Here is a 25,426-nt window from a genome sequence, read left to right as displayed (position 1 = left end):
TTTATACCGTCTCGGCCACCGCAAAGGCCACCGCCGCGCCCCCGTCGTGGGTGATGGACAGGTGCACCGCGGCCTTATTTTCCGCCGCCCAGGCCGCCGCGGCACCGCTCAGCTCGTAATAGGGCGCGCCGGAAGGGCGGCGCAGCGCCTGGATCTCGGCCAGGGCAAAACCGCCGATGCCCCGCCCGGCCGCTTTCAGAAAGGCCTCCTTGGCGGCCCAGCAGCCCGCCGCCCGCTCAGCCCGGCGGGCAGGCGCGGTGGCCTCCAGCAGGGCGCGTTCCCCGGGGCCGAACACCTTTTCCATAAAAGACGGGCTGGCAAGGCTCTTTTCCAGCCGGGCAATCCGCACCGTGTCCACCCCAATCCCCAGAATCATACCGCCGCCTCCTTTTGTTTTCTGCCAGTATACCACAGCCGCCGCCCCCCTTGCAAATCCCGCAAAACCGTGCTATAATCGGCTTTGTCAAACGCGTTGACGAAAGAAAGTACCCGTGCGTATCCCGGCACAGAGAGGGGCCTCCCGGCTGCAAGGGCCCTGCGGTGAACGGCGGCGAAGTTCCTTTCTGAGCGGCCCGGCTGAAGGCGCTGTGCGCTTGTAGGCGGGGACGGGTTCCCCCGTTACCGGGACAACGAGTGTTTGCTCGAGGTGTTTTGAGCAGAAATCCGGGTGGTACCGCGGAGCTTTTACCGGCTTCGTCCCTGATGCACAGGGGCGGGGCCGTTTTGTTTTACTCCCCCGCCCGAACACGCCGCCCCACCGGCGGCCAAACGGAAGGAGCAGAACCAATATGCAACAGATCATTGACCAGCTGACCGCCCAGGCCGGCGCGGCTCTGGCCGCGGCCGGCGACCGGCAGAGCCTGGCCGCTTTCTGGCAGGAGTACCTGAGCCGGAACGGCAAGGTGGCGGGCCTGATGAAGGAGCTGCGCAACGTGGCCCCCGAAGAGCGCCCCGCCGCCGGCAAGATCATCAACGAGTGCAAGGCCAAGCTGACCGCCGACTACGAGGCCGCCGCCGCCCGCATCGAGGCCGCGGAACTGGCCCGGCGCAACGCCGCCGAGGCGGTGGACATCACCCTGCCGGCCAAGCGCCGTGCGCTGGGCGGCCTGCACCCCATCACCCTGGTAAAGAACCAGATCATCGACGTGTTTGCCGGGATGGGCTTTGAGGTGTACGAGGGCCCCGAAATCGAGGACGACGACCACAACTTCACCCGCCTGAACGTGCCCCGCAACCATCCCGCCCGGGATATGCAGGACACCTTCTATGTGACCGACGATCTGCTGCTGCGCACCCAGACCAGCCCGGGCCAGATCCGCACCATGGACGCGGAAAAGCCCCCCATCAAGGTGCTGGTGCCGGGCCGCGTGTTCCGCAGCGACAGCGACGCCACCCACAGCCCCATGTTCCACCAGATGGAGGGTCTTGTGGTGGACAAGGGCATCACCCTGTGCGACCTGCAGGGCATGCTGGACAAGCTGGTGCAGGCCCTGTTTGACGAGAGCGCCCACACCCGCCTGCGGCCCAGCTACTTCCCCTTCACCGAACCCAGCGTGGAGGTGGACGTGAGCTGCTGCGAGTGCGGCGGCAAGGGCTGCCCCCTGTGCAAGGGCACCGGCTGGATCGAGGTGCTGGGCGGCGGCGTTGTGAACCGCAAGGTGCTGGAGAACTGCGGCATCGACCCGGACGTGTACTCCGGCATCGCCTTCGGCATCGGCATCGAGCGTATCGCCATGCTCAAATACGGCATCAACAACATCGGCCTGCTGTTCGAGAACGACCTGCGTTTTCTGCGGCAGTTCCAGGAATAAGGAGGGCGCCATACCATGAAACTGCCTTACAGCTGGCTGAAGCAATATGTAGACATCGACATCACCCCGGAGGAGCTGGAAAAGCGCCTGTTCTCCTGCGGGTTTGAGGTAGAGGAACGGATCGAGCTCTCCGCCGGGATCTCCCGGGTCGTGGTGGGCCAGATCACCCATATGGAAAAGCAGGAGGGCACCGACCACCTGCACGTCTGCACCGTGGACTGTGGCGACGAGTACGGCCGCAATCTGGTGATCAGCACCGGCGCGCCCAACATCTTTGAGGGCGCCAAGGTGCCGGTGGCGCTGGACGGGGCCACCCTGCCCGGCGGCATCACCATCAAGAAGCGCAAGATGCGCGGGGTGGAGAGCAACGGCATGATGTGCTCCGGCCAGGAACTGGGTCTGACCGAGGACCTGTATCCGGGCGCCGAGGTATACGGCCTGCTGATCCTGCCCGAGGACACCCCGCTGGGCGCGGACATCTGCGAGGTGACCGGTCTGAACGACACCATCTTTGACGTGTCCATCACCTCCAACCGGCCGGACTGCCAGTCCATCCTGGGCATGGCCCGGGAGGTGGCCGCCCTGCTGGGCAAGCCGCTCAAGATGCCCGCCACCGATTACACCGTCACCGCCGAGGGCGACGACAGCATCCGCGTACAGGTGGATGCGCCGGACCTGTGCCCCCGGTACCTGGCCCACTATGTGCGCAACATCCGCCCCGGCACCTCGCCCCGGTGGATGCGCCGCAACCTGGCGCTGGCCGGGCTGCGCAGCATCAGCAACGTGGTGGATATCACCAACTATGTGCTGCTGGAGATCGGCCAGCCCATGCACGCCTTTGACCTGGACAAGGTAGCCGGCCGCCACATCACCGTGCGCCGCGCCGCCCCCGGCGAGAAGATCGTGACCCTGGACGAGAAAGAGTTCACCCTGACCGAGAACAACCTGGTCATCAGCGACGAGGAAAAGCCGGTGGCTCTGGCCGGCGTGATGGGCGGTCTGAACAGCGGCATCAGCGACGACAGCCGCCAGCTGCTGTTTGAATGCGCCACCTTCGCCCGGGACAGCGTGCGCAAGACCAGCCGCGCCCTGGGCCAGAACAGCGATTCCAGCGCCCGGTACGAAAAGGGCGTGGATCAGTACAGCACCGAACTGGGTCTGCGCCGTGCGCTGCACCTGATCCAGGAGCTGGACTGCGGCGACATCACCCCCACCTGCTTTGACTGCGGCGGGGACAATACCCCCGCCCCCACCGTGGTGACCGCCACCCCCGCCCAGATCAACGGCGTGCTGGGCATCGAGGTGCCCGCCGACGAGATGAAGGCGATCCTGCAGCGGCTGGAGTTCACCGTGGAAGACAACAATGGCACCTGGACCGTGACCGCCCCCCGCTACCGGGAGGACGTGGAGGGTTATCCCGACCTGGCCGAGGAGGTCATCCGGGAATACGGCTACGACAAGCTGACCCCCACCTTCCTGAAGACTGCGGCGGTGACCACCGGCGGCCTGAACGCGGCCCAGAAAGCCCAGATGAAGCTGAAACGGCTGCTCTGCGGGCAGGGCTGCTTCGAGGCCTCCACCCTGGCGTTCTACTCTCCCGCCGATCTGGACGCGCTGCACCTGCCCGCCGATGACCCGGCCCGCAAGGTGATCCCCATTCTGAACCCGATCAGCGTGCATCTGTCCATCATGCGCACCCTGCTGGCCCCGTCCATGCTCAAGGTGATCGTGGACAACCTGAAAAAGGGCAACGGCGCCGGCCGCCTGTTCGAGATGGGCAATGTGTACCTGCCCAAGCAGCTGCCCCTGACCGAGCTGCCCAAGGAGCGCATGACCCTCTGCCTGGGCGTGTTCGGCCCGGAGGAGGACTTCTTCACCGTAAAGGGCCTGATGGAGGCCATCGGCGAAGCCTTCGGCGTACAGCTGCGGTATGAGCGGGACAACGTGTGCTGGCTGCATCCGGGCATGACCGCTTCGGTGTGGTGCGGCGACGTGAAGATCGGCGTATTCGGTAAGCTGGCCAACGATGTGACCGCTGAGCTGAAGATCGCCAAGGACGAGAAGGCCGGCCAGAACATCTATCTGGCGGAACTGGACTGGGAAGCTTTCACCAGCTGCGTGCCCAGCCTGGTGCGGTACAAGCCGCTGAGCGAGTTCGCCCCTGTGCGCCGCGACCTGGCACTGGTGTGCGATGAAGCGGTGGCCTGCGGCGACATCGAGACCTGCATGCGGGATGCCAGCAAGCTGGTGACCGGCACCGCGCTGTTCGACATCTACCGGGGCGACCGGCTGGGCGAAGGCAAGAAGAGCCTGGCTTTCACCCTGACCTTCCACGCGGATGACCGCGCCCTGACCGACGAGGAAGTGGACGCCGCCGTGCGCAAAATTCTGAAAAAGCTGGACGCCATGGGCGTGACCCTGCGCAGCTGATTTTTCCACAAATTAAGCGGCCCGGAGATGCATCTCCGGGCCGCTTGTTTGCGTAAGACAGAGAAAAACCGTCCCCGGCAGGTTTTCTGCCGGGGACAGTTCTTTGTTTGTTCAGGGTTCCGCGGGGGTCGGGCCGGGCGATGGCGCCGGGGTAGCCGTGGGCTCCGGGGTAGGTGCCGCCGTGGGGGCCGGTGTGGCCGGTGCGGCGGGCTCCTGGGCGATATACACGTTTACGATCGTGGTTTCCAGGTCGAACTTTTCACCCGGCTGGATATCGGTTTTGACCACGCAGTTTGCCGCGTACTCGCCGTTGTTGGCCAGCATCAGCAGGCTGAACCGGATGCCCCGGCTGTTCAGTTCCTGCTCGGCATTCTCCCGGGTAAAGCCGATGATATTGGGCATCTCCATCAGTTCCGCACCCTTGCTGACGGTCAGCTTGATCACCGGTTTCTCCTCGGTGACCACCGTACCGGCCTCCGGGCTCTGCTCCATGATCTCGCCCTCTTCATACTCGGAGCTGTAATCTTCCTCCAGCGTAAAGAGGAACTGCGCCGCGTACTCGGTGTTGTTCTGCACCGATTTGTAGGGCAGGCCCACGAAATTCGGGATGGTAACCGTAGTCTCCTGGGGCTGGCTGGTGCTTTCCGGCTGGCTGCTGTCTGCCGGGGGGCGGGTATGCCCGTTCCGGTTTATCAGCAGCATCGCCACCACAATGGCCAGTACCGCAATGATCCCCAGTGCAAGGGCCAGCAGGTGCCGGGTGTTCAGCGTAAGGCTGGGCTCCTTTTTCTCCCGGCCCATCAGCGCGTCGGCGGCGGTGGGCGAGGCCAGCGCGCCCATCAGTTCGGGCACGGTCTGGATGCGCTCGGCCGGCACCAGCCGCATGGCGGCAGACAGGATGGAGGACACATAACCCGGCACGCCGCTCTCCGCCCGGGAGGCGGGGGGCAGGCTGTCCCGCACCTGGCGCTGTACCGCCGACAGCGGCTGCGCGCCGGTGACCAGGCGGTAGAACACCGCCGCCAGGCCGTACACATCGGTATAGCGGCCCTCAAATTCCTGGGGCTTGTACTGCTCCGGGGCGGAATAGCCGTCGTACAACTGGGGTTTCAGCTCGCTGCCCGCCCGGCGCAGGCCCAGGGTGGCATACCCGCACAGGCGGGCCACGCCGCCCTCGGTGAGCAGGATGTTCTCCGGGCAGACGCCCCGGTGCACAAGGCCCGCCTTATGCAGAGCGGCCACGCCCTCCATGATGGGCTGCATCAGGCTGCGCGCTTCCGCCAGAGGCAGCACGCTGGCCCGCAGAGACAGATACTCGGACAGCGGGGTGCCCTGGATCTGCTCGGTAACGGCGTAGACGGTCTGGTTTTCCTCCAGCACGTCCAGCACCGCCACCAGACCGGTGGCCGGGGTGATCCGCTGAATGGCCCGGTACAGGTCCGCAAAATCCATGCGGGTGGTCTTGAACAGCACCTCGCTGCCGGATTTTGGTTCCACCTCGCCGGCCTCGTTGCGGCCCTGGCTCAGTGTGACCGGCAGATACTCCTTGATGGTCACCCGCAGCCCGGCGGTGTTCTCCACCGCGGCGTAGAGGATACCCTCGCCGTCGGTGTTCAGATGCTGGGCCAGGGTATACCGGTCGCCCAGCACGGTACCGAACGGCAGCGCCTCGGGCGGGTTATGATTTTCAAAGCTTTTGCCGCAAAAGGGGCAGGCTGCGCGCCCCGCCTGGGTCTTGGACAGGCAGAACGGGCACACCATCTGAGCTGCGCTCACAGGCAACCCTCCTTTGTGGTTGGACGCGATCAGCGGTCCAGATCTTCCTCGTTCTCCAGGTTATGCCAGACGTTCTGCACGTCGTCGTCCTCTTCCAGGGCGTCCAGCAGCTTGGCCATCAGCTTCTGGTTGTCCTCGTCGGTGATGGCGCTGTAGGTGGAGGGCACCATCTCCACCTCGGCGGAAATAAAGCTGTAGCCCTTGTCCTCCAGAGCCTGACGCACGGTGCTGAAATCGTCCGGCGCGCAGGTCACTTCCACCACGTCGTCGCCCATGTCGAAATCCTCGGCGCCGGCGTCGAAGCAGTCTTCCATGGTCTTTTCCTCGTCCAGACCCTCGCCGTCCAGCACAATCACGCCCTTCTGGGTGAACATGAAGGACACGCAGCCCATGTTGCCCAGGTTGCCGCCGAACTTGTCAAAGTAGTGGCGCAGGTTGGCCGCGGTGCGGTTGCGGTTGTCGGTCAGGGTTTCCACCATCATGGCGATGCCGCAGGGGCCGTAGCCTTCGTAGGTGATGGGCTCGTAGTTGTCTTTCTCGCCGCCCTCAGCCTTCTTGATGATGCGCTGGATGTTGTCGTTGGGCACGTTCAGGCTCTTGGCCTTGGCGATCAGGTCGCGCAGCTTGCCGTTGGAGTTGGGGTCGCCGCCGCCCTCACGCACGGCCACCGAGATCTCGCGGCCTACCTTGGTGAAAACCTTGGCCTTCTGGCCGTCGGTCTTTTCCTTCTTACGCTTGATGTTATTCCATTTGCTGTGTCCCGACATGGAAATCCTCCTGTTTATCTGCCCCGTGGGGCGTTCTGGGCAGGCATGCCTGCCAATAGTGTCTTAACTAATATAGTGTATCACAGCCCGGAGCCGATTTCAACCGCTCCCAGCAGCCTCAAACCTTTTGGATAGTGGTTTTTTGCGGTTTGGCTGCTCACCTTGGCCCCGCCCAGGGGGTAGCCGTCCACCAGAACCGCGCACCAGCCGTTCCCGGCTTCGGGCGCAGGGATGGGATGCCCCTGCAGGTAGGCTTGCACCCGCTCGTCCGCCAGCGGCAGATTCAGCTGGTTTTTGCACAGGGTGCCAAAGGCGGTGAACAGATGATGTTCCGGTTCAAACCGGCCCTTGCGCACCGTGCCCGCCAGCACCCCGGCCCGCAGGATGCGCAGCTTCTGGGCCGCGGCGGGCATCGGCACGGCGGGGAGCAGAAACAGCTTGTCCCCCCGCAGCACTGCCGGGCGGTCGGCCAGCTCCAAAAAATACTCTTTGGCGAAAACGCTCCATTCTTTACAGATCGGAGCAGATTTTGCCGGGCGCACCGGGGCGGTTTCCGGCCCGTCCAGGCGGCGCAGCCGGGCCATGAAATGGCCCTCGCCCCCCTGGCTTGGCCAGATGCGGCGCACCTTGCTCACATCCAGCGGCAGCCCGCCGGTGCGGTTTTCCTCGCCGGGGCTGCCAAAGGCTTCGCCGCAGCTTTCCAGCGCAAAGTCCGGATGGCGGGCCAGGAACGCGGCCACCTGGCCCTCGTCCTCCTCCGGGGCAAAGGTGCAGGTGGAGTAGACCAGCAGCCCGCCGGGGGCCAGCATCCGGGCGGCGTTTTCCAGAATCTGCGCCCCCAAAGCGGCGCACTGGCGTACCAGCGCCTCGCTGTGCTGGGTCAGGGCCTGGGGCTCCTTGCGGAACATCCCCTCGCCGGAACAGGGGGCATCCACCAGCACCCGGTCGAAAAAGGCGGGAAACGCCTCAGCCAGGCGGGCGGTGTCCTCGTTGGTAACCACCGCGTTGGACACGCCCATCCGTTCCAGGTTGCCCCGCAGGATGGAGGCCCGGCCCGCTTCATACTCGTTGCAGACCAGCAGCCCCTGCCCCTGCAGGGCGGCGGCCAGCTGGCTGCTCTTGCCGCCGGGGGCGGCGCAGGTATCCAGCACCTTCATGCCGGGCTGCACATCCAGCAGGGCCGCGGGGGCGGCGGCGCTGGGCTCCTGGGAATAAAAAGCCCCGGCGTGGTGATAGGGATGGCGCCCGGGATGGAAGTCCGGCAGATCCACAAAATAGCTGGCCGGGCAGAAGGGCGAGGGCCGCAGCGGCAGCCCGCATCCGGCGGCAAACCGCTGTGTCGTGCACCGCAGGGTGTTGACCGTAACCCCGCGGGCCGCCTGATCGGCGGCGGGGGTGAGAAGCGCATCAAACCGGGAACCAAGCAGCGCCCGCTCCCGTTCATAGAAGTACTCGCCTGCCAGAAAAAACCACCTTCCTTTTGCATATCCGCCCGTTTGGGGGCAACACTATCCTCAGACGGGCCGCACCGAGCGCCCGCCTGAAAGGAGAAACAACAATGGACAATCGCAAGACCAGCGCCAATTCTCAGAAATCCAGCCAGAACAGCCAGAACCCGAAGGAATCCTACGGCGAAAACCGCACCGGTACCCGCAGCACCAACAAGACCACCGGCAGCACCAACGGCATGAACACCCGCAGCACGGGCTGCGGCCGCGACAAGTAAGCTTCTCATCAACGACAGCAGCGCCCGCGATCGGACAGCATCGGTCAGAGAGGACCGGTCCGATCGCGGGCGCTGCGTTTTTTGGAAAAAGCGGCGGAGGGAATCATTCCTTTTCCGCCTCGCCCGCCTGCCAGACGGTCTCGAACAGTTCCCGGATACGCTCGCCGCGCCCCTGCAGGAACAGCCAGCCCAGCAGGGCTTCAAAACCGGTGGAGGCACGGTATTCCTCCGGGGTGGCGTGCTTGGCCACGGTGGCCTTGCTGGTGTTTTTGCCCCGGCGCACCACCGCCTGCTCCTGCTCGGTCAGCAGGGGTTCCAGCCGGGCAAGCGCCTGGAACTGGGCCTTGGCGGAGACATATTTCACCGCCTCGCTGTGCAGCCGCCCGGGCTGCAGGCGGGTGCGCTCCACCAGGCGCTGGCGCACCAGCAGTTCCCACACGCCGTCCCCCACAAAGGCCAGGTTCAAAGGGGACTGCTCGTGGATATCCACCCCGTCACCGGGCGCAAACAGCCCGGCGTTGGCCTGCTGATCAGAATACATAGTCGAACTCAAACTCCCCGATCTTGATGGTATCGTCCTCCTGCACGCCGCGGCGCACCAGTTCATCCAGCACACCGCTCTCGCCCAGCTGCCGCTGGAAATACTGCAGGCTCTCGTAGTCCTCCACGTCGCTGCCCTCCAGGATGCGCTCCAGCCAGGGGGCGTCCACCCGCCAGACGTGCTCGTCCTCCTGCTCCACGGTAAAGGCGCGGGGATCGGCGGGGGTGGTATCCCGGACAAACTCCGGCTCGTAGACCTGCACCGGCGGCAGATCCTTCAGCCGCCCGTACACCAGGCCGGGCAGCCCGTCCAGCCCCTGCCGGGTGGCGGCGGAGATGGGCAGGAACACCAGGCCCTGGCCCTCGATATAGGCGCGGAACTCCGCCACCTGCTCGGGCGTGGCGATGTCGCACTTGTTGCCCAGCACGATCTGGGGCCGCTGGGCCAGCTCGGCGCTGAAGTTCACCAGTTCCTGGTTGATGCGCTCGAAATCCTCTTTCGGGTCGCGCCCCTCGCAGCCGGACACGTCCACCACATGCAGCAGCAGACGGCAGCGCTCCACATGGCGCAGGAAATCATGGCCCAGGCCCACGCCCTCGCTGGCACCCTCGATCAGGCCGGGGATGTCGGCGGCCACAAAGCTGGCCTCCGGCCCCACCCGCACCACGCCCAGCACCGGGGTCAGGGTGGTGAAATGGTAGTTGGCGATCTTGGGTTTGGCGGCGCTGATGGCCGAGATCAGGGTAGACTTGCCCACGTTGGGGAAGCCGATCAGGCCCACGTCGGCGATGAGTTTGAGCTCCAGCCGGACCTCGAACTCCTCCCCGGGCAGGCCGGGTTTGGCGAAACGTGGGATCTGACGGGTGGGGCTGGCGAAATGGGTGTTGCCCCAGCCGCCCTTGCCGCCCCGGGCCACCACCACCGGCTCGTCGCCGGAGATGTCGGCCATGACCAGGCCGCTGGCCGCGTCCCGGATCACGGTGCCGCGGGGCACCCGGATCACCAGGTCGGGGGCGTTTTTGCCGGTGCATCGGCTGCCGGAACCGTTCTCGCCCGGCGCGGCGGCGTACTTGCGCTTATAGCGGAAGTCCATCAGGGTGGACAGGTTGTCGTCCGCCACAAAGACCACGTTGCCGCCGCGGCCGCCGTCGCCGCCGTCCGGCCCGCCGGCCGCCACGAATTTTTCCCGGTGAAAACTTACCGCGCCGTCACCGCCCTTGCCGGCCTTGATGACGATGCGGGCTACGTCCACGAAATTGCTTGCCACAGGCTATGCGCCTCCTTTCGACAAAAAAGACCGGGCAAAGCGCCCGGCCTTTCCGCTTGTGATTACTGCTTGACGCTGACCTTCTTGCGGTCGCGGCCCATGCGCTCAAAGCTGACCTTGCCGTCCACCAGAGCGAACAGGGTGTCGTCGCTGCCCTTGCCCACGTTCTCACCCGGATGGATGTGGGTGCCGCGCTGACGAACCAGGATGTTGCCGGCCAGGACGAACTGACCGTCGGCACGCTTCACGCCCAGACGCTTGGACTCGGAGTCACGGCCGTTTTTAGTAGAACCTACGCCTTTTTTATGTGCCATGGTGCATTTCCTCCTTCTTTAGGCTTTGATCTCGGTGATTTCCACCTTGGTGTAGGGCTGACGATGGCCCATACGGCGGGCGCTGCCCTTCTTGGGGCGATAGGTGATGATGTTCAGCTTCTTGCCCTTGCCGTTCTTGATGACCTTGCCCACAACAGAAGCGCCGTCCACGACAGGAGCGCCCACCTTGGCGCTGCCTTCCTCGCCCACGACCAGAACCTGGTCGAAGTTGACGGTCTCGCCCTCAGCCACAGCCAGCTTCTCCACGAAGATGGTGTCGCCCTGCTGCACACGGTACTGTTTGCCACCGGTAACGATAACTGCGTACATGTTGGTATCCTCATTTCTTTGAGACTCGCTGGTGCAAGGGCGGGTGCGGGGCACCACTTTTCATCAGCCCAGACCATGCGGCTTTAATACTATACCACAAGCCCCGCCCGAATGCAAGAGGAAAATCGGGATTTTTTCGCGGTTTTGCGCGGTTTGTCACGGCTGAGCCGACTTCAGGGGCAGGAAGCGGTACTCGTCTTCCTTGGCCGTAAAGGATATTCCCTCTCCGGCCAGGGTCAGCCCCATGGAATCCAGCTTTTCCTGCGGTATCCAGCTTCCGCAGATCAGCCAGCGGCAGTCCTCCTCCCCCTCTGTCTGCAGGCCGAACATCCGGATGCGGAATTCCCATTCCCCGCTCAGGCCGACAATCGGGCTGTCCGGCAGGTAACAGGCTGCGAACGCCGCACGATAATAATTATCCGCCAGCACCGGTTCCCCCGGCTCCACCGCAGCCAGGGCCTGGGTCAGACGGGCATATTCGGTACGTTCCTGCCCGGCTTCTGCCCAGAGCTCCGCCGTATTCATCGCACCGCAGGCCAGGCAGACAACCAGCACGCCGGCCGCCAGCGCCCGGGGCAGGCAGCGGCCCCAGAGCGCCGCCACCCCCAGCCAGAGCAGCCCCAGGGCCGGCACCAGGTACCGCCCCTGGAAAATCACCCGGGTGGGATGCAGCAGCTGCTGGGCCGCCATCCCCACCAGCAGGGTCAGGCCGGCGGCCGCCGCCAGGGCAAACCCTTCGGCAGCCGGGCCGTCCGCCCGCCCCCGCAGCCCGAAAGCAGCCACTCCCGCGGCGATTGCCAGCAGATTCAGCAGGGTGAGCGGGCCCCAGCCGCTGGAAAACAGAAATTCCAGATAGCCCCGGATCAGATACAGCGACAGGGGCACTGTTTCCCCCTCGGAGGCCGTGCCGCCCATCTGGTTCAGCAGAACCGGCACCCAGGGGGCAAACAGAATCAGCGCCCCCACGCCGGCGGCCAGCAGCCCGGCGCAGCGGCGCGGCTGACGCCGGATGAGCGCCAGCACAGCCAGGCAGAACAGGCACATACCTGCTGCCGCCCCGGCCCAGTAGTGGGTATACAGGCTGGCCGCGGCAAACAGCCCCGTGCCCACAACCCAGACCGGGCGGGGCGCATGCAGCCATTCCACCGCGCACAGCGCCCCCAGAAGAACAAACAAGAGGCCCCAGCTGTACATGCGGGCTTCCGTGGCGTAGTCCATGACCGAGGGCATACAGCCCAGGCAGACCACCGCCAGCAGCCCGGTGCGGGCGCCGAACAGCCGCCCGCCCCACAGCCCGGCCGCCAGCAGCGCACCAGCATAGGCCAGCAGGCTGACTACCTGGCAGCAGACGGTATACAGCCCCGGCCAAAGTGCGTCCGGCAGCATGCAAAGGGCTTTCAGGATCAGGTAGTAGAGCGGCGGGTGCACATCCTGCGCGGTGAGGGAGATCAGTTCTCCCCAGGAGTGTCGGGCCAGCACCGCGGAAAACTGCTCATCGTACCAGAGCAGGCCGGTGCAGCCCACGGCAGCCAGCACCAGGAACACCACCGCCGCGGCCAGGGTCAGACGGCGCAGCGCCTTATCGGACAAATTCACAGGCGTACCTCCTTGAAAGAAGCGAACAGGCCCGGTACTGCCGGGCCTGCCGCGGAAAATTACAGGGTGTTGCGGGCCGCCTGCAGGGTGTTGACCATGAGCATGGCCCGGGTCATCAGCCCCACGCCGCCGGGCACCGGGGTGATGCAGCCGGCCTTTTCGGCCGCGGCGGCAAAATCCACGTCACCGCACAGCTTGCCGTTTTCGTCCCGGTTGATGCCCACGTCGATCACCGCCGCACCGGGCTTGATCATGTCGACGGTGACAAATTTGGGCCGGCCCACCGCCGCCACCAGGATGTCGGCCTCAGCACAGATCTTTGCCAGATTCTTTGTGCGGCTGTGGCAGATGGTCACGGTGGCGTTGCGGGCCAGCAGCAGCATGGCCGCAGGCTTGCCCACGATGTTGCTGCGGCCGATCACCACCGCCCGCTTGCCCGCCGGGTCCACCCCGGCGGCGTCCAGCATCTCCATGCAGCCCGCGGGGGTACAGGGCAGGAAACACGTCTCCCCGATCATCATGCGGCCCACGTTTACCGGGGTGAAGCCGTCCACATCCTTTTCCGGGGGGATGGCCTTGATCACCGCCCGCTCGTCGATATGGGCGGGCAGAGGCAGCTGCACCAGAATACCGTGCACGCTGTCGTCGGCGGCCAGCTGGGCCAGCCGGACCAGCAGCGCTTCCTGGGTGGTGTCGGCGGGCAGACGCTCCACCAGGCTGCGGATGCCGCATTCCTCACAGTCCCTGGCCTTGCCCCGCACATACACCGCGCTGGCCGGGTCGTCCCCCACCAGCAGCACCGCCAGACAGGGCTCCACGCCCTGCCGCTTGCAGTCTTCCACGCCGTCACGCACCCGGGCTTTCACCTGGGCCGCCAGCGTTTTGCCGTCAATGATCCGTGCCGCCATCGCTCTGCTCTCCTTCCGGCTCTTCGGGGGCAGGGGCTTCGGCCGGGGCCTGGGCGGCCTGCCACTCCTTTACCGCCGCTTCGATGCGGCTCAGATCGAACCGATCGTTCATCTGTTTGGTGGCCGCCACAAACTCCGCGTGGCTGGCCGAGGCGGGCAGGCTGTCCGCTTCGGCGGGAACCCACTCTTCACCGGTATGGGCTTTCCAGGCGCGGGCCCAGGCAGCCTGTTTGGTCAGGTCCACCGCCAGCGGGATACGGTATTCCCGCCCGGCGAACCGGCGGCGCAGCACAACCAGCAGGATCAGGGATACCACCACGCTGACCAGCGCCACCACCTGGCTGACCCGCAGCCCGAAGAAGGGGGTCATCAGGGAGTCGGTGCGCAGGCCCTCGATCCAGAACCGGCCCGCGCCGTACCAGGCAGCGTACCACAGGGCCAGCTCGCCGTCAAAGCGGCGCTTTTTCATATGGCGCCACAGCAGGGCCAACCCCACAAAGCACCAGATGCTCTCGTACAAAAAGGTGGGATGCACCGGCAGGGTGGGATCCACCATCACGCCCTGGGCGGCCAGTTCAGCCTGGGTGCGCTCCAGATAGCTCTGGGTGGCGGCGCTGTACATGCCCCAGGGCAGGGTGGTGTTGGTGCCGAAGGCTTCCTGGTTAAAGAAGTTGCCCCAGCGGCCCATGCCCTGTCCGATCAGAAAGCCCATGCCCACCACGTCGAACACCCGCAGCAGGGGCAGATGCCGCCAGCGGCAGGCCAGCCCGCCGAACACCGCGGCGCCGATCACCGCGCCGTAGATGGCAAGGCCGCCGTCCCGCAGGTTGATCATGTCCCACAGGCTTTCATATTTAAAGGGAGCAAAGATCACATAATAGGCCCGGGCGCAGACGATGGCCAGCACGCCGCCGATCAGGATCACATCCATGAACCGGTCCTTGTCGATGCCAAAGTCCGGCGCGTAGTGCATGCCGAACGCCACCGCCAGCAGCAGACCGGCGGCAATGATCACACCGTACCAGTAGATGGGCATATCCCCGATGGTAAACGCCACCCGGTTGATCGTAAGTTCCAGCCCCAGGCCGGGAAATTCCACAAGATTGGTCATCGGTCTACCTCCGTGGGATGGATGATTACGCTGGCGCAGCGGTCCCGGCTGAGCATGGTCTGCAGCGCCTCGTCCACATCCTGTTTGGTCAGGCCGGCCAGGGTCTGCAGTTCATCGTACACGGTATGCCCATGCAAAAAACAGCTGGCCATCGCGCCGGCGGTGTCTTCGATCTGCTCCAGGTCCTGGATCAGTTCGCCGTACATCCGGTTTTTGTTCAGGCGGAACAGTTCCTCGTCCACCCCTTCGGCCCGCAGCCGGTCGATCTCATCCAGCAGCAGTTCCCGCACCCGCTCGGGCTCGTCGCTCTCGCCGGTAAAGGCAAAGCAGAGGCAGCCGTCCAACGACAGGAAATCGCCGTCAAATTCCGGGTTCACCAGCCCCTCGTCATACAGGCGGCGGTACAGCGGGGTGGTCCCGCCCACGATCAGCTCGGTCAGCAAATCGCAGATCACCCGGCCGCGCAGGCCCGCCACCCCGTCCGGCAGGGGGGCTTCCTTAAAGCCGATGCCGATGCAGGGTTTGGCCACCGGCATGGAGAACTCCATCCGGTCCCGGGCGGGGGTGAGGGGCTCCTCTGCCAGGATGCGCTGTACCGGGTAGGGCTGCCGGGGCTCGTTCAGCCCGGCGCGGGCACAGGCGGCTTCCAGCTGTTCCATCGTGATGTTGCCCGCTGCCGCCAGCACCATGTTGGCGGGCTGGTAGAAAGCGTCGGTGCAGGCGTAGAGCATCTCCGGGGTGATCTGGGCAATGCTCTCCACCGTGCCCGCAATATCGCTGCGCACCGGATGGTTCGCGTACAGGCACTGACACAGGCCGGTGAGCAGCCGCCAATCGGCGCTGTCGTCGTACATCCTGATCTCCTGGCCGATGATGCCCTGTTCCTTGGCGATGGTGGCTTCGGTAAAGTAGGGCTTGCCCACCATGCCCAGCAGCACGTCCAGGCTCTCGTCGATCTTGCCGGTGGCGGTGAAGATATAGCTGGTGCGGTCGAAGCTGGTGTAGGCGTTGGCGTTGGCGCCGGTCTTGGCGTAGAGGGCGAAAGCGTCCCCCTCCTCGCTCTCGAACATCTTGTGTTCCAGGAAATGGGCCACACCGGCGGGCAGGTCGATCCGCACCGGGCCGCGCCCGTCGTTTTTGTCCAGCGTGAAGCTGGCGTCGGTGGAACCGAACCGGGTGGCATAGATCACATGGGCCCCGCTATAGCCGGGCATGGGTTTCACCAGCAGGGTCAGCCCGCTGGGCAGCACCTTGCTTTCGCAGGCGGCGGCGCTTTGCAGCACCTGGGTCAGATCACGCATGGTCGGCGCCTCCTTCCGGGCTGGTGACCAGATAGGCCACCGAGAAGCTGAACCGGGCCAGCAGCGCGCGCACCTGTTCCCGGGTTACCGCCCGCAGCCGGGCGGCGGACTGGGCGGGGGTACGCACCTCGCCGCCCCGGCAGATCTCCATATAATACCAGTTTTCCAGGCCGGACAGGCTGTCGGCCAGGGATTCCAGCCCGTTGAGCAGGCCGCGGCGGCAGTCCTCCAGCTCTTCCTCTTCGATGGGGCCGGCGCAGAGCCGGTCCAGCTCGGCCAGGATGGCGGCCTGGGCCTCTTCGGCCTTGTCCGGTTCCACCCCGCTGTCCACCGTCATGCAACCCACCGCGCTTTGCAGGCTGGAGCCGCAGTAGTAGCACAGGCTCTGCTTTTCCCGCACGTTCAAAAACAGGCGGCTGCGGTCGGACCCGCCGAACAGGCTCATGGCCAGGCGGCAGACGTCGATCTCCTCCACCTCCAGCGGCGCGGCGCTGGTAAACAGCATACACAGCTTTGCCTGGGTCACGCCGGGCAATTTTTCCACGAAATGCCGGGGCAGGGCCCGGGGCTGGGCGGTAAAGCCGGCCAGGGCCGCGGGGGCCCGCTCGATGCCGGCCATGGCCTGTTCCAGCTGGACGCAGATGGCCGCCGGGTCAGCCCCCAGCACCATCACGTCCAGGGTGGCGGTGCGCAGGATCTCCTGGTAGGCTTCGTACAGCTCGGCGGGGGTCAGGCCGGGCACCTCTTCCAGGTAACCGTCCCGCTCAATGCCCTCCGGCGCGTCCCCGTAGAACTTGCGGCGGGCCTGCCGGATGCAGTACAGCCGCTTGTCGTTGATTTCGGCCTGCAGGCGCTTTTTCAGCTTGTCCTTTTCGATCTCCACCGCTTCCGTGTCAAAGCAGCCGTCCACCAGATAGGGACGGAACGCCACGCCCAGGGCAATGGCGGCATACTGGGCGGTCAGATCCTCCCCATCCAGGGCGAACGCGTCCCGGATGCCGCTGATGCTCACCGACAGGATCCGGTCGGCGCCGTTGGCGATCAGGTTGACCGACAGGTCAGCCCCGTACAGGGCGGCCAGCCGGCGGGAAAGCTCGGTCATATCCGGGCAATCGGCATAGCCCCGGTCCAGCACAAGCGGCAGCAGGGCATGGGCCGTGGCACGGGCCCGGCTGGCCGGGAACCGGAAATGCAGGCTGATCCTGCAGCGGTTGAATTTTTGCGCTTCGATCGTGTTCAGATACACGCCGGGCGCCAGCATAATACGTTCCACTTATAAATGCTCCTCGGTAAAAAGATTGATTCGTTTTTTCCGGCAGGACAAAAACGCCGGGGTATGACACACCGGCGTTTGGGAAAAACGCAGGGATCAGGCGGCGGACGAAGCGGAGCCGGCGTCAGAACCGGAACCGAAATCCGACGATCCCGACCCGCTTTCCGACGAGGAAGCGGCACCGGCATCGCTGCCGTAAAGGGCCCAGAATTCCTCCAAGCATCGGCCGGTTTTTTTGATCTCGGCGGCGTTCTCCGCCCCCACATACCGCCAGTGCCAAGGCTCAAAAGTAATGCCGGTAATTGGTTTTTTATCTCTCGGGTAACGTTCTATAAAACCGTACTCGGCGGCATGCTCGGTCAGCCAGGTATAGGCGTCGGTTTCGGCAAAGCCGGAGTCCATCACCCGGTAGCTGTCGGTCAGGATATCGGCGGCATAGCCGGTGCTGTGCTCGGAATGGCCAGGTTTTGCCACTACTTCTTGAGCTTTGATTATTGCTTCTTCCTCATTTTCTCCCGTTTTAATTATTTTTTCCACCTGCTGGTCAAACAATCCCTGCTGGTATTCCACCGACCGGTAACCGGACTGCAGGATCAGGCTGACGCCGTCCAGTTTGGCGGCGGCCTGCATGGCCGCGAAGGACTGGGCCGCCTCGGTCTGCAGCTGCTTGCCGGTGCTTTCGTCGGCGGTCTGGGTCTCTACGGTGTAGCCTTCCGGCAGGCCCATATTGTTGTTGACCAGGATCATCCGCGCGTCGGTAAAGTCCACGCTGGTGGAGGCCGCCGGTGTGGGTGTGGGTGCGGCGGCGCTGCCGGAAGAGGATTCCGGCACCGAACTGCCGTCCGGTTTGCCTTTTGCCAGCGAGAACAATGCCCGCACCCCCAGCACGACCACCAGCACCACCGCCAGCACGGCCAGGCCGAACAGGATGCGGTTGCGGCGGATACGCTTGCGGCGGCGGGCCGCGGCGGCACGGCGCGCGGCCGGACTGAGCTGCATGCGGCGCGGCGGTGCGCCGGACGGTCTGCGATCCTGAGACATAGTTGGTAACGCCTCCCCTGCGGGCCGCTGCGGGCTCCGCTTTGCAAGACCCGATTGGGCGGGCCTTTCTCATTATTATACAAAATCAGGGCCGGACTGTAAACCGCCCCTTGACGAACGGATCAAAAGACCGGCAAAAAACCACGAATTTTCACATTTGCTGTCTGTGCGGCGGCGGATTGTAACCGGGAACGCTTTGTGGTATACTAAAGCGGTATACAAACGCCGGGATTCCGGCGAAGCGGGAAAGGAGCCTGTTTATGCGGCAAAAGATAGACGAAGCGGCCGCCGTTATCCGGCAGCGGCTGGGTTTTGACCCGGAAGTGGCCATCGTGCTGGGCAGCGGCCTGGGCGGCCTGGCCGACCGGATCGAGCAGCCGGTGTACCTGCCTTACGGCGAGATCCCGGGCTTCAAGGCCTCCACGGCGCCGGGCCATGCCGGGCGGTTTGTGGCCGGCATGCTGGCCGGCAAGCGGGTGATCTGCATGCAGGGGCGGCTGCATTTTTACGAGGGCCACACCATGCAGGAGATTGCCTTCCCGGTGCGGGTGCTGAAGGCGCTGGGGGTGCGTGCCCTGGTGCTGACCAACGCGGCCGGCGGCGTGAACCTGGATTTCTCGGTGGGCGACCTGATGCTGATCGAGGATCACATCAACTTTATGGGGGCCAATCCCCTGACCGGCCCCAACGACGAGAGCGTAGGGCCGCGGTTCTGCGACATGTCCACCGCCTACGATCCGGCGCTGCGGGCGCTGCTGGCCCAGGTAGCCGCCGAGCAGGGCGTGACCCTGCGCACCGGCGTATATCTGGGATACATGGGCCCCAGCTACGAGACCCCGGCGGAGATCCGGGCATTCCGCACCCTGGGGGTGGACGCGGTGGGCATGAGCACCGTGCCCGAAGCCATTGCGGCGGCCCACTGCGGGCTGCCCACGGTGGCGATGAGCCTGATCACCAACATGGCCGCCGGCGTTGAGAACAAGAAGCTGGACGGGGACGAGGTAATTGAAACGGCCAACCGCCGTGCCAAGGTGCTGGAATCCCTGGTGACCGGGTTTGTGGCCCGGGTATAATCCTGTTTTCCCCGGCCGCAGGGCCGGAAAAGAAAGACCCAATGCATAAAAAGGGAGAGAAGAACCATGAGCGAATGTACCCATGACTGCAGCAGCTGCTCGGCCAACTGCTCCAGCCGGAATAAACCCCAGGATCTGCATGAGCCGCCCCATCAGCTGAGCCACATCAAAAAGGTGATCGGCATCGTGAGCGGCAAGGGCGGCGTGGGCAAGAGCATGACCAGCGCCATGCTGGCCACCCTGATGCGCCGGCGCGACTACGCGGTGGGCGTGCTGGACGCGGACGTGACCGGCCCCTCCATCCCCAAGCTGTTCGGCATTCATGGCCGGGCCATGGCGGATGAGAACGGCTGCTGGCCCATCAAGAGCCGCACCGGCATCGACGTGATGAGCGTGAACCTGCTGCTGGACAACGAGGAAGACCCGGTCGTCTGGCGCGGCCCGGTGATCGCCGGGGCGGTGAAGCAGTTCTGGCAGGAGGTCATCTGGAAGGACGTGGACTTCCTGTTTGTGGACATGCCTCCGGGAACCGGCGACGTGCCGCTGACGGTGTTCCAGACCCTGCCGGTGGACGGGATCATCGTGGTGGCCAGCCCGCAGGAGCTGGTAAGCCTGATCGTGACCAAGGCGGTCAAGATGGCCGAGATGATGAATATTCCCATCCTGGGCATCGTGGAGAACATGAGTTACATCACCTGCCCGGACTGCGGCAAGAAAATCAGCGTCTTTGGCGAGAGCCATGTGGACGAGGTAGCCGCGAAGCACGGGCTGAAGGTGCTGGCCAAAATGCCCATCGATCCCCGGCTGGCCCAGAACGCCGACCAGGGCGTGATCGAAGCCTTCGAGGGCGATTATCTGGACGGCGCCGCCGACGCGGTGGAAGCGCTGCTGTAAAGACAAAAGGGACACGCTGCAACGCGTGTCCCTTTTCTTTTGCCGATCTGGGGGACCAGTCCCCCAGCCCCCCATCCTGCGGGCCGGAGAATTCCGGCCCGCGATTTCCCGGGGGTATGGGGGAGACGTTGTCTCCCCCATATTGGTCTTTTATCGTTCCATCTTCCAGAACTGCACGCTGTAGGGGGGCAGGGTGCTGCCGCCGCCGAAATCGTGCAGCGTATCGGTGAGCAGCTCCTGAGCCTGGCCGCAGCCCGCGTCGAAATGGGCGGTCCAGGGCTCGGCGTCGGCGTTCACCGCCACCAGAACCCGCTCGGCATCGGTGCGGCGCTCAAAGATGATCTGCTTGTTGGTAAGCACCACGTTCCGGTAGCTGCCGTAGCGCAGCGCCTCGCTGGAGGCGCGTGCCTTGGCCATGGCGGCAATCGCCTCGTACAGCGCGCCCTGCTGCGGGGTCTCCACCTCCGGACGCAGGGGCGCGTCGGTACCGGGGGTCTTGTTCCCCTGCATCCCCCACTCGCTGCCGTAGTAGATGCTGGGCACGCCGGGCATACCGAACATCACACCATAGACCAGCGGCAGATGGGCGGGATTTGTCAGGATGCTGGCGATGCGGGTCACATCGTGGTTATCCACAAAGGAATAAGGGTGGCGGCCCTTGTACAGGGTCCAGGGCTCCGGTCCGAACTGCCGGGCCAGACTGTGCCCGATCTCGAACATGTTCATGGAATTGAAGCTGGAATACAGCCCCTTGTAGCACTCGTAGTTGGTGACCGAGTGGCACATCTCGTCGTTCATCCACCGGTTGTAATCCCCGTGCACCACCTCGCCCAGCAGGGCAAACTCCGGCTTGAGGGTATCGGTGAACCGGCGCAGCTGGCGCAGGAAATCCAGATCCAGGCAGTAGGCCACGTCCAGCCGCAGGCCGTCAATGCCGAACTGCTCCACCCAGCCCCGGATGGCGGAGAAGATATGCTCCACCACCGCCGGATTGCGCAGGTTCAGCTTGACCAGGTCGTTGTGGCCCTCCCAGCCCTCGTACCAGAAGCCGTCGTTCTTGTCGGTGTTGCCGCCAAAATCAATGTGGAACCAATCCTTGTAGGGGCTGGCCTCCCGGTTGCGGCGCACATCCTCAAAGGCCCAGAAGCCCCGGCCCACGTGGTTGAACACCCCGTCCAGCAGCACCCGCAGCCCCGCCTCATGGAACGCCTTGCACACCGCCGCCAGATCCTCGTTGGTGCCCAGGCGGCAGTCCAGGGTGGTGTAATCCCGGGTGTCATAGCCGTGGGCGTCGCTTTGGAACACCGGATTCAGCAGCACCGCGCCGCAGCCTAAGGCCGCGATGTGCTGCGCCCAGCCCTCCAGACGGCGGATGCGGGGCACGGTCTGCCCGTCATTCTGCGCGGGCGCGCCGCACAGGCCCAGCGGGTAGATCTGATAGACGGTTGTGTCGTAAAACCACATAGACGTTTTTCTCCTTATCTGTCACCGGCCCGGGGCCGGTTTATTCCGCTCAGGCGGTATAGGCCGCGTAGTCGTGCAGGGTGCTGAAACTGATGCTCTGTACCCGCTCGCCGGTTTCCCGGTCCACCACCGCAATGTTCACGCCGGGGCGGTTGCGGCCGATCTCCTCCCCGTCCAGCCGGCAGGACGCGCTGTCCGGGCGGCTGTCGGCCTCCACGGTATGGGTGCCGTCGGTCCAGGTATAGGCCAGCGTTTCGCCCTCGGCCACCTGGCCGTACAGCATCTCGCCGCCCTCAAACACATACAGAGCATGGGCCGTGGAGCTGGCAAAGATACTGCCGTCCAGCCCCACCGCATCGAAAGCGGCCGCCACGGCGGCGCCGTCCGCGCCGGTCAGGTCTCCCTGGGTCTGCACCACCAGCAGGTACCGCTCGTCCAGGGCCTTTTGCAGCAGCTCCAGCGGATCGTGGGTCATGGACAGATCCCCGTCCTGCAGGTCTTTCTGCTCCGCCGCCGCCAGCTCACTCCAGGAGGCATAGGCCGGGTCCTGCCGGTGATCGGGCAGGTCGTACTGCTCCGCCAGCCAGGCCCCCAGGTGGGCGCTCAGCTTGGCCGCGCCCTTGTAGTTCACGTGGGCGTGTTCGGCCATATCGGTGGCGTAGTCAAAGCCCGCCTCGGCGGCGGTGTCGTCCAGCAGATAGCTGATGTAGGGCACCCCGTTCTCCTCGCAGATGCGCCGGGCCCGGGCGTAGATACCGTACTCGGTCTCGGTGGTGATATAGGGCAGGTCCATCAGCACCAGCTGGAAGCCCTCTTTTTTTGACAGTTCAATGATCTTATACAGATACTCCTCCGCCGGGGCGTAGCCTGCCTGTTCGGTGATGGCGGCGGGCTGGCTCTGGCTGAATACCTCGGTGGTGTAGATGGGGCCGAACCCCTTGCCCGGGCTGGCATGGCTCACAAAGGGCCAGGTCCAGTCCTCGGCGGTGAGGGATTTCCACCGGGTGTGGAACTGCAGCAGGGAGTTGTACTGATAAAAAGGCTTGTGTGTCACCTGGCAGCGGCTCATGGCCACCGTGAGCAGCAGCCGGTTCAGCCCCGGCTTGATGCGCGGGCTGAACTGGTCGCTGGTAGCGTCGATGAGCGGCGCTTCAATATAGGTATTGCCGTAAACCAACCCGAAGGTATCCAGCACCACCACCTGGGGGCTCTGGGTTTTCAGGGCTTCCTTGATATAGTGGTAGCTGGTCCAGATGGGCTGGCTCCAGCTGTAGGCCACATAGCCGGTAAAGCCCTGCTGCTCGTAGATCTGCAGCGGGGAGATGGCGGCATTGGCATGGCTGCCGCCCACATACAGCACATCAATGGTATCCCGGGGCTCGTCGTACAGGCCCCAGAAGGTGCTGGTTTTTTCGGTGAGCACTGCGTCGGCGTACCAGAGCAGCAGCGCCGCCAACAGACAGAACGCCGTCAGGCGGGCGGCCAGACGCAGCGGCCGGGGCAGATTGCGCAGCATGGGCGCCCTCCTTTCAGAACTGGAAATAGATGAAGGGCTGTTCCACATAGCCCTCGCCATACATACCGAACACCGCCAGCGCCAGCAGGCCGGCCAGCAGCACCGGCCACTGCACCCACAGCGGCCGGGCCAGGAACCGATCCCGCACCGGGCCGCCCTTTGCGCGCAGCAGGTCAAAGATAAACAGCACCGCGATGGCCGCCAGCGCCACAACGAAGTCCGGCTTGTCCAGGCCCAGGGCGGCCCAGTCCAGCGGGGTGTCCCAGCGCAGAAGCCCGGCGAACATCCGCCCGGCGGCGGGCAGGCTGTCCGCCCGGAACAGCACCAATGTCAGGCTGACAAAGAAGAACACCCAGATGGTGCTCAGCACCCGGTGAAGCCCGGCGGGCAGGCCCAGCCGCTGCCGCAGCCGGGCGCGGGGGGCGGCGGTGAGCCGGGCAATCACGCTGTACACACCATGGGCCGCGCCCCAGAGCACAAAGGTCCAGGCCGCGCCGTGCCACAGGCCGCTGACCAGGAACACGATCAGCAGATTGACGCAGGTGCGCGCCAGGCCTTTGCGGCTGCCGCCCAGCGGGATATAGAGATAATCCTGGAACCATTTGGAGAGACTGATGTGCCAGCGGTCCCAGAACTGGCCCAGGGTGGGGGCCAGATAGGGGCTGTCAAAGTTGCGCATCAGGTCGAAGCCCATCACCCGGGCCGCGCCGATGGCAATGTCGCTGTAGGAGGCAAAGTCGCAGTAGAGCTGCAGCGCAAAGAAGAACACCGCCAGCCAGGCCGCCGCGCCGCCGGGGGATTCCTGCTGCCAGACCGCATCCACCAGCAGGGCCAGCCGGTCGGCAATGACCATCTTTTCCAGATAGCCGCCCAGCATCTGCACCAGGCCGGACTTGATCCGTTCATAGTCGAACCGGTGCTTCTCGTGCAGCTGGGGCAGCATGTTGGTGCTGCGTTCGATGGGGCCGGCCACCAGCTGGGGGAAAAAGCTCACAAACAGGGCATAATACAAAAAGCTGCGCTCGGCGGGCAGGCGGCGGCGGTATACGTCGATGGTATAGCCCACCGCCTGGAAGATATAAAAGCTGATGCCCACCGGCAGCAGCACCGAAAAGCCGCCCAGCACCGGATCCTTGCCGAACACCGCCAGCGCGGCGTTCAGGTTGTCCAGCACAAAGGAGGCGTATTTGAAAATGAACAGAATACCCAGGTTCAGCACCAGCGACACGGCCAGCACGGCTTTGCGGTGCGCGGTGCGTTCCATGGCCAGGCCTGCCGCCCAGGTAACGGCGGTGCTGGCCAGCATCAGCAGGGCGTAGCGGGGGTTCCAGCACATGTAGAACAGGTAGCTGGCCGCCAGCAGCCATACCGCCCGCAGCCGGTGGGGCAGCACAAAATATCCCAGCGTCACCGCCGGGAAAAAGGCCGCAAATTTCAGTGAATTGAACAGCATAGGCGCGGGTTCTCTCCTTATCCGGGATGGGCCGCACCGACGGGCGGCCCGGCCTTTCCATTTTACCCCAGCGCGGCGCACTGCGTCAACACCCGGCCGCTTTGGCGCAAAAACCCGGCATTTCTGCCCCGAAAGGGTTGAAAAATGCCTGTGCATCAGGTAAAATATTTGTAGATATGCCAAAGCGCTAGACTTTATACGATATTTGGGAGGATTCAATTTATGATTTCTGCTGGCGATTTCCGCAATGGCGTCACCTTTGAAGAGAACGGCAACGTGCTCCAGGTCGTGGAGTTCCAGCACGTGAAGCCCGGCAAAGGCGCGGCTTTTGTGCGTACCAAGACCAAGAACGTGATCACCGGCGCTGTGACTGAGAAGAGCTACAACCCCAACGACAAGTTCCCCACCGCTTTCATCGAGCGGCGTGAGATGCAGTACCTGTACCAGGACGGCGATCTGTACTACTTCATGGACACCGAGACCTACGAGCAGCTGCCCCTGAACGAGCATGACCTGAGCGACGCTTTCAAGTTTGTGAAGGAGAACGAGATGGTCAAGGTGCTGAGCTACAAGGGCAACGTGTTCGGCATCGAGGCTCCCAACTTTGTGGTGCTGCAGGTCACCGAGACCGAGCCCGGCTTCAAGGGCAACACCGCCACCAACACCCTGAAGCCCGCCAAGCTGGAGACCGGCGCTGAGATCCGTGTGCCCCTGTTCATCAACGAGGGCGATATGATCCGCATCGATACCCGCACCGGCGAGTATATGGAGCGCGCCTGATCCCATTTGCAGATCCGGGGCGGCGGCCGGGCGCCGCCGCCCCGATTTTATTTT

At 64.6% G+C, this 25,426-nt stretch carries 23 protein-coding genes and 1 other annotated feature; of the genes, 6 read left to right on the top strand and 17 right to left on the bottom strand.

The genetic code is table 11. The features are described from left to right. Window position 1 precedes the first annotated feature (1 nt). Window positions 2-376 (bottom strand): holo-ACP synthase, encoded by a 375-nt coding sequence (locus B5E65_RS06520; protein WP_087170959.1) that lies wholly within the window; start codon window positions 374-376, stop codon window positions 2-4. Between the two features lie 87 nt (window positions 377-463). Next, window positions 464-704: a binding site (T-box leader), on the top strand. An 84-nt stretch (window positions 705-788) separates the two neighbouring features. On the opposite strand from B5E65_RS06520, the gene pheS reads away from it, so the two are divergent. Beyond that, window positions 789-1,811 (top strand): phenylalanine--tRNA ligase subunit alpha, encoded by a 1,023-nt coding sequence (gene pheS / locus B5E65_RS06515; protein ID WP_087170958.1) that lies wholly within the window; start codon window positions 789-791, stop codon window positions 1,809-1,811. Between the two features lie 15 nt (window positions 1,812-1,826). Then, window positions 1,827-4,241, top strand: a complete 2,415-nt coding sequence (pheT, locus tag B5E65_RS06510) for a phenylalanine--tRNA ligase subunit beta (RefSeq protein ID WP_087170957.1) — start codon at window positions 1,827-1,829, stop codon at window positions 4,239-4,241. Between the two features lie 111 nt (window positions 4,242-4,352). Here the strand turns inward: pheT and B5E65_RS06505 are convergent, their stop codons facing one another. The 3 genes from B5E65_RS06505 to B5E65_RS06495 form a co-directional block, all read right to left on the bottom strand. Then, entirely contained in the window at window positions 4,353-6,017 is a 1,665-nt protein-coding gene (locus tag B5E65_RS06505; protein ID WP_242957495.1) for a protein kinase domain-containing protein, read from the bottom strand. Between the two features lie 29 nt (window positions 6,018-6,046). Then, window positions 6,047-6,784, bottom strand: coding sequence for a YebC/PmpR family DNA-binding transcriptional regulator (locus tag B5E65_RS06500; RefSeq protein WP_087170956.1), 738 nt, complete (start codon window positions 6,782-6,784; stop codon window positions 6,047-6,049). Window positions 6,785-6,864: 80 nt separating this feature from the next. Continuing rightward, entirely contained in the window at window positions 6,865-8,247 is a 1,383-nt protein-coding gene (locus tag B5E65_RS06495; protein WP_087170955.1) for an RsmB/NOP family class I SAM-dependent RNA methyltransferase, read from the bottom strand. A gap of 95 nt (window positions 8,248-8,342) precedes the next feature. Between B5E65_RS06495 and B5E65_RS16180 the strand changes: the two genes are divergently transcribed. Further along, on the top strand, window positions 8,343-8,510 hold the full coding sequence (locus B5E65_RS16180; RefSeq protein ID WP_158098533.1) for a hypothetical protein: 168 nt from the start codon (window positions 8,343-8,345) through the stop codon (window positions 8,508-8,510). Window positions 8,511-8,613: 103 nt separating this feature from the next. On the opposite strand, the gene B5E65_RS06490 is transcribed toward B5E65_RS16180, so the two are convergent. The 10 genes from B5E65_RS06490 to B5E65_RS06445 form a co-directional block, all read right to left on the bottom strand. Then, entirely contained in the window at window positions 8,614-9,051 is a 438-nt protein-coding gene (locus tag B5E65_RS06490; protein WP_087170954.1) for a Mini-ribonuclease 3, read from the bottom strand. Beyond that, window positions 9,041-10,318, bottom strand: coding sequence for a GTPase ObgE (obgE, locus tag B5E65_RS06485; protein ID WP_087170953.1), 1,278 nt, complete (start codon window positions 10,316-10,318; stop codon window positions 9,041-9,043). The genes B5E65_RS06490 and obgE overlap by 11 nt, the downstream gene beginning before the upstream one ends. Before the next feature lie 62 nt (window positions 10,319-10,380). Next, window positions 10,381-10,632: a 50S ribosomal protein L27 gene (rpmA, locus tag B5E65_RS06480; protein ID WP_087170952.1), complete on the bottom strand. Its 252-nt coding sequence runs from the start codon at window positions 10,630-10,632 to the stop codon at window positions 10,381-10,383. Between the two features lie 18 nt (window positions 10,633-10,650). After that, window positions 10,651-10,962 carry a 50S ribosomal protein L21 gene (rplU, locus tag B5E65_RS06475; RefSeq protein WP_087170951.1) on the bottom strand — a complete coding sequence of 104 codons (312 nt, stop codon included), beginning with the start codon at window positions 10,960-10,962 and terminating at the stop codon, window positions 10,651-10,653. Window positions 10,963-11,118: 156 nt separating this feature from the next. Next, window positions 11,119-12,558: a glycosyltransferase family 39 protein gene (locus tag B5E65_RS06470; RefSeq protein WP_087170950.1), complete on the bottom strand. Its 1,440-nt coding sequence runs from the start codon at window positions 12,556-12,558 to the stop codon at window positions 11,119-11,121. A 59-nt stretch (window positions 12,559-12,617) separates the two neighbouring features. After that, on the bottom strand, window positions 12,618-13,466 hold the full coding sequence (folD, locus tag B5E65_RS06465) for a bifunctional methylenetetrahydrofolate dehydrogenase/methenyltetrahydrofolate cyclohydrolase FolD (protein WP_087170949.1): 849 nt from the start codon (window positions 13,464-13,466) through the stop codon (window positions 12,618-12,620). Then, complete coding sequence (lgt, locus tag B5E65_RS06460) at window positions 13,447-14,577, bottom strand: prolipoprotein diacylglyceryl transferase (RefSeq protein WP_087170948.1); 1,131 nt, start codon at window positions 14,575-14,577, stop codon at window positions 13,447-13,449. Before lgt ends, folD begins: the two co-directional genes overlap by 20 nt. Then, window positions 14,574-15,878, bottom strand: coding sequence for an EF-P 5-aminopentanol modification-associated protein YfmH (gene yfmH / locus B5E65_RS06455; protein ID WP_087170947.1), 1,305 nt, complete (start codon window positions 15,876-15,878; stop codon window positions 14,574-14,576). Before yfmH ends, lgt begins: the two co-directional genes overlap by 4 nt. Beyond that, on the bottom strand, window positions 15,871-17,151 hold the full coding sequence (locus tag B5E65_RS06450; RefSeq protein WP_242957494.1) for a M16 family metallopeptidase: 1,281 nt from the start codon (window positions 17,149-17,151) through the stop codon (window positions 15,871-15,873). Before B5E65_RS06450 ends, yfmH begins: the two co-directional genes overlap by 8 nt. 96 nt (window positions 17,152-17,247) lie before the next feature. Further along, window positions 17,248-18,192, bottom strand: coding sequence for a M15 family metallopeptidase (locus B5E65_RS06445; protein WP_087170946.1), 945 nt, complete (start codon window positions 18,190-18,192; stop codon window positions 17,248-17,250). A 254-nt stretch (window positions 18,193-18,446) separates the two neighbouring features. Here B5E65_RS06445 and B5E65_RS06440 point away from each other — a divergent pair, with 254 nt between their 5' ends. After that, a complete protein-coding gene (locus B5E65_RS06440; RefSeq protein WP_481810353.1) occupies window positions 18,447-19,265 on the top strand; it encodes a purine-nucleoside phosphorylase in 819 nt (272 codons plus the stop codon). A 66-nt stretch (window positions 19,266-19,331) separates the two neighbouring features. Then, complete coding sequence (locus tag B5E65_RS06435) at window positions 19,332-20,159, top strand: Mrp/NBP35 family ATP-binding protein (protein WP_087170944.1); 828 nt, start codon at window positions 19,332-19,334, stop codon at window positions 20,157-20,159. A gap of 150 nt (window positions 20,160-20,309) precedes the next feature. Here the strand turns inward: B5E65_RS06435 and B5E65_RS06430 are convergent, their stop codons facing one another. The 3 genes from B5E65_RS06430 to B5E65_RS06420 are packed head-to-tail and all read right to left on the bottom strand — an operon-like array spanning window position 20,310 to window position 24,592. After that, on the bottom strand, window positions 20,310-21,623 hold the full coding sequence (locus B5E65_RS06430; RefSeq protein ID WP_087170943.1) for an alpha-amylase family glycosyl hydrolase: 1,314 nt from the start codon (window positions 21,621-21,623) through the stop codon (window positions 20,310-20,312). Window positions 21,624-21,672: 49 nt separating this feature from the next. Further along, on the bottom strand, window positions 21,673-23,139 hold the full coding sequence (locus B5E65_RS06425; RefSeq protein ID WP_087170942.1) for a hypothetical protein: 1,467 nt from the start codon (window positions 23,137-23,139) through the stop codon (window positions 21,673-21,675). Between the two features lie 13 nt (window positions 23,140-23,152). Further along, entirely contained in the window at window positions 23,153-24,592 is a 1,440-nt protein-coding gene (locus tag B5E65_RS06420; protein ID WP_087170941.1) for an MBOAT family O-acyltransferase, read from the bottom strand. A gap of 222 nt (window positions 24,593-24,814) precedes the next feature. Between B5E65_RS06420 and efp the strand changes: the two genes are divergently transcribed. Then, entirely contained in the window at window positions 24,815-25,372 is a 558-nt protein-coding gene (gene efp, locus B5E65_RS06415) for an elongation factor P (protein ID WP_087170940.1), read from the top strand. Window positions 25,373-25,426 lie beyond the last annotated feature (54 nt).

Origin of the sequence: Gemmiger sp. An120 (genome assembly GCF_002160955.1) — a bacterium.
Taxonomy (GTDB): domain Bacteria; phylum Bacillota; class Clostridia; order Oscillospirales; family Ruminococcaceae; genus Gemmiger_A; species Gemmiger_A avium.
The sequence above is the reverse complement of the archived record's forward strand: the minus strand, read 5'-3'. Positions and strand labels throughout refer to the sequence as shown.

Coding starts and splice junctions, on each gene's coding strand:
- B5E65_RS06520 (WP_087170959.1), bottom strand. CDS start 376: ATGATTCTGGGGATTGGGGTGGACACGGTGCGGATTGCCCGGCTGGAA.
- pheS (WP_087170958.1), top strand. CDS start 789: ATGCAACAGATCATTGACCAGCTGACCGCCCAGGCCGGCGCGGCTCTG.
- pheT (WP_087170957.1), top strand. CDS start 1,827: ATGAAACTGCCTTACAGCTGGCTGAAGCAATATGTAGACATCGACATC.
- B5E65_RS06500 (WP_087170956.1), bottom strand. CDS start 6,784: ATGTCGGGACACAGCAAATGGAATAACATCAAGCGTAAGAAGGAAAAG.
- B5E65_RS16180 (WP_158098533.1), top strand. CDS start 8,343: ATGGACAATCGCAAGACCAGCGCCAATTCTCAGAAATCCAGCCAGAAC.
- B5E65_RS06490 (WP_087170954.1), bottom strand. CDS start 9,051: ATGTATTCTGATCAGCAGGCCAACGCCGGGCTGTTTGCGCCCGGTGAC.
- rpmA (WP_087170952.1), bottom strand. CDS start 10,632: ATGGCACATAAAAAAGGCGTAGGTTCTACTAAAAACGGCCGTGACTCC.
- rplU (WP_087170951.1), bottom strand. CDS start 10,962: ATGTACGCAGTTATCGTTACCGGTGGCAAACAGTACCGTGTGCAGCAG.
- folD (WP_087170949.1), bottom strand. CDS start 13,466: ATGGCGGCACGGATCATTGACGGCAAAACGCTGGCGGCCCAGGTGAAA.
- lgt (WP_087170948.1), bottom strand. CDS start 14,577: ATGACCAATCTTGTGGAATTTCCCGGCCTGGGGCTGGAACTTACGATC.
- yfmH (WP_087170947.1), bottom strand. CDS start 15,878: ATGCGTGATCTGACCCAGGTGCTGCAAAGCGCCGCCGCCTGCGAAAGC.
- B5E65_RS06445 (WP_087170946.1), bottom strand. CDS start 18,192: ATGTCTCAGGATCGCAGACCGTCCGGCGCACCGCCGCGCCGCATGCAG.
- B5E65_RS06435 (WP_087170944.1), top strand. CDS start 19,332: ATGAGCGAATGTACCCATGACTGCAGCAGCTGCTCGGCCAACTGCTCC.
- B5E65_RS06430 (WP_087170943.1), bottom strand. CDS start 21,623: ATGTGGTTTTACGACACAACCGTCTATCAGATCTACCCGCTGGGCCTG.
- B5E65_RS06425 (WP_087170942.1), bottom strand. CDS start 23,139: ATGCTGCGCAATCTGCCCCGGCCGCTGCGTCTGGCCGCCCGCCTGACG.
- B5E65_RS06420 (WP_087170941.1), bottom strand. CDS start 24,592: ATGCTGTTCAATTCACTGAAATTTGCGGCCTTTTTCCCGGCGGTGACG.
- efp (WP_087170940.1), top strand. CDS start 24,815: ATGATTTCTGCTGGCGATTTCCGCAATGGCGTCACCTTTGAAGAGAAC.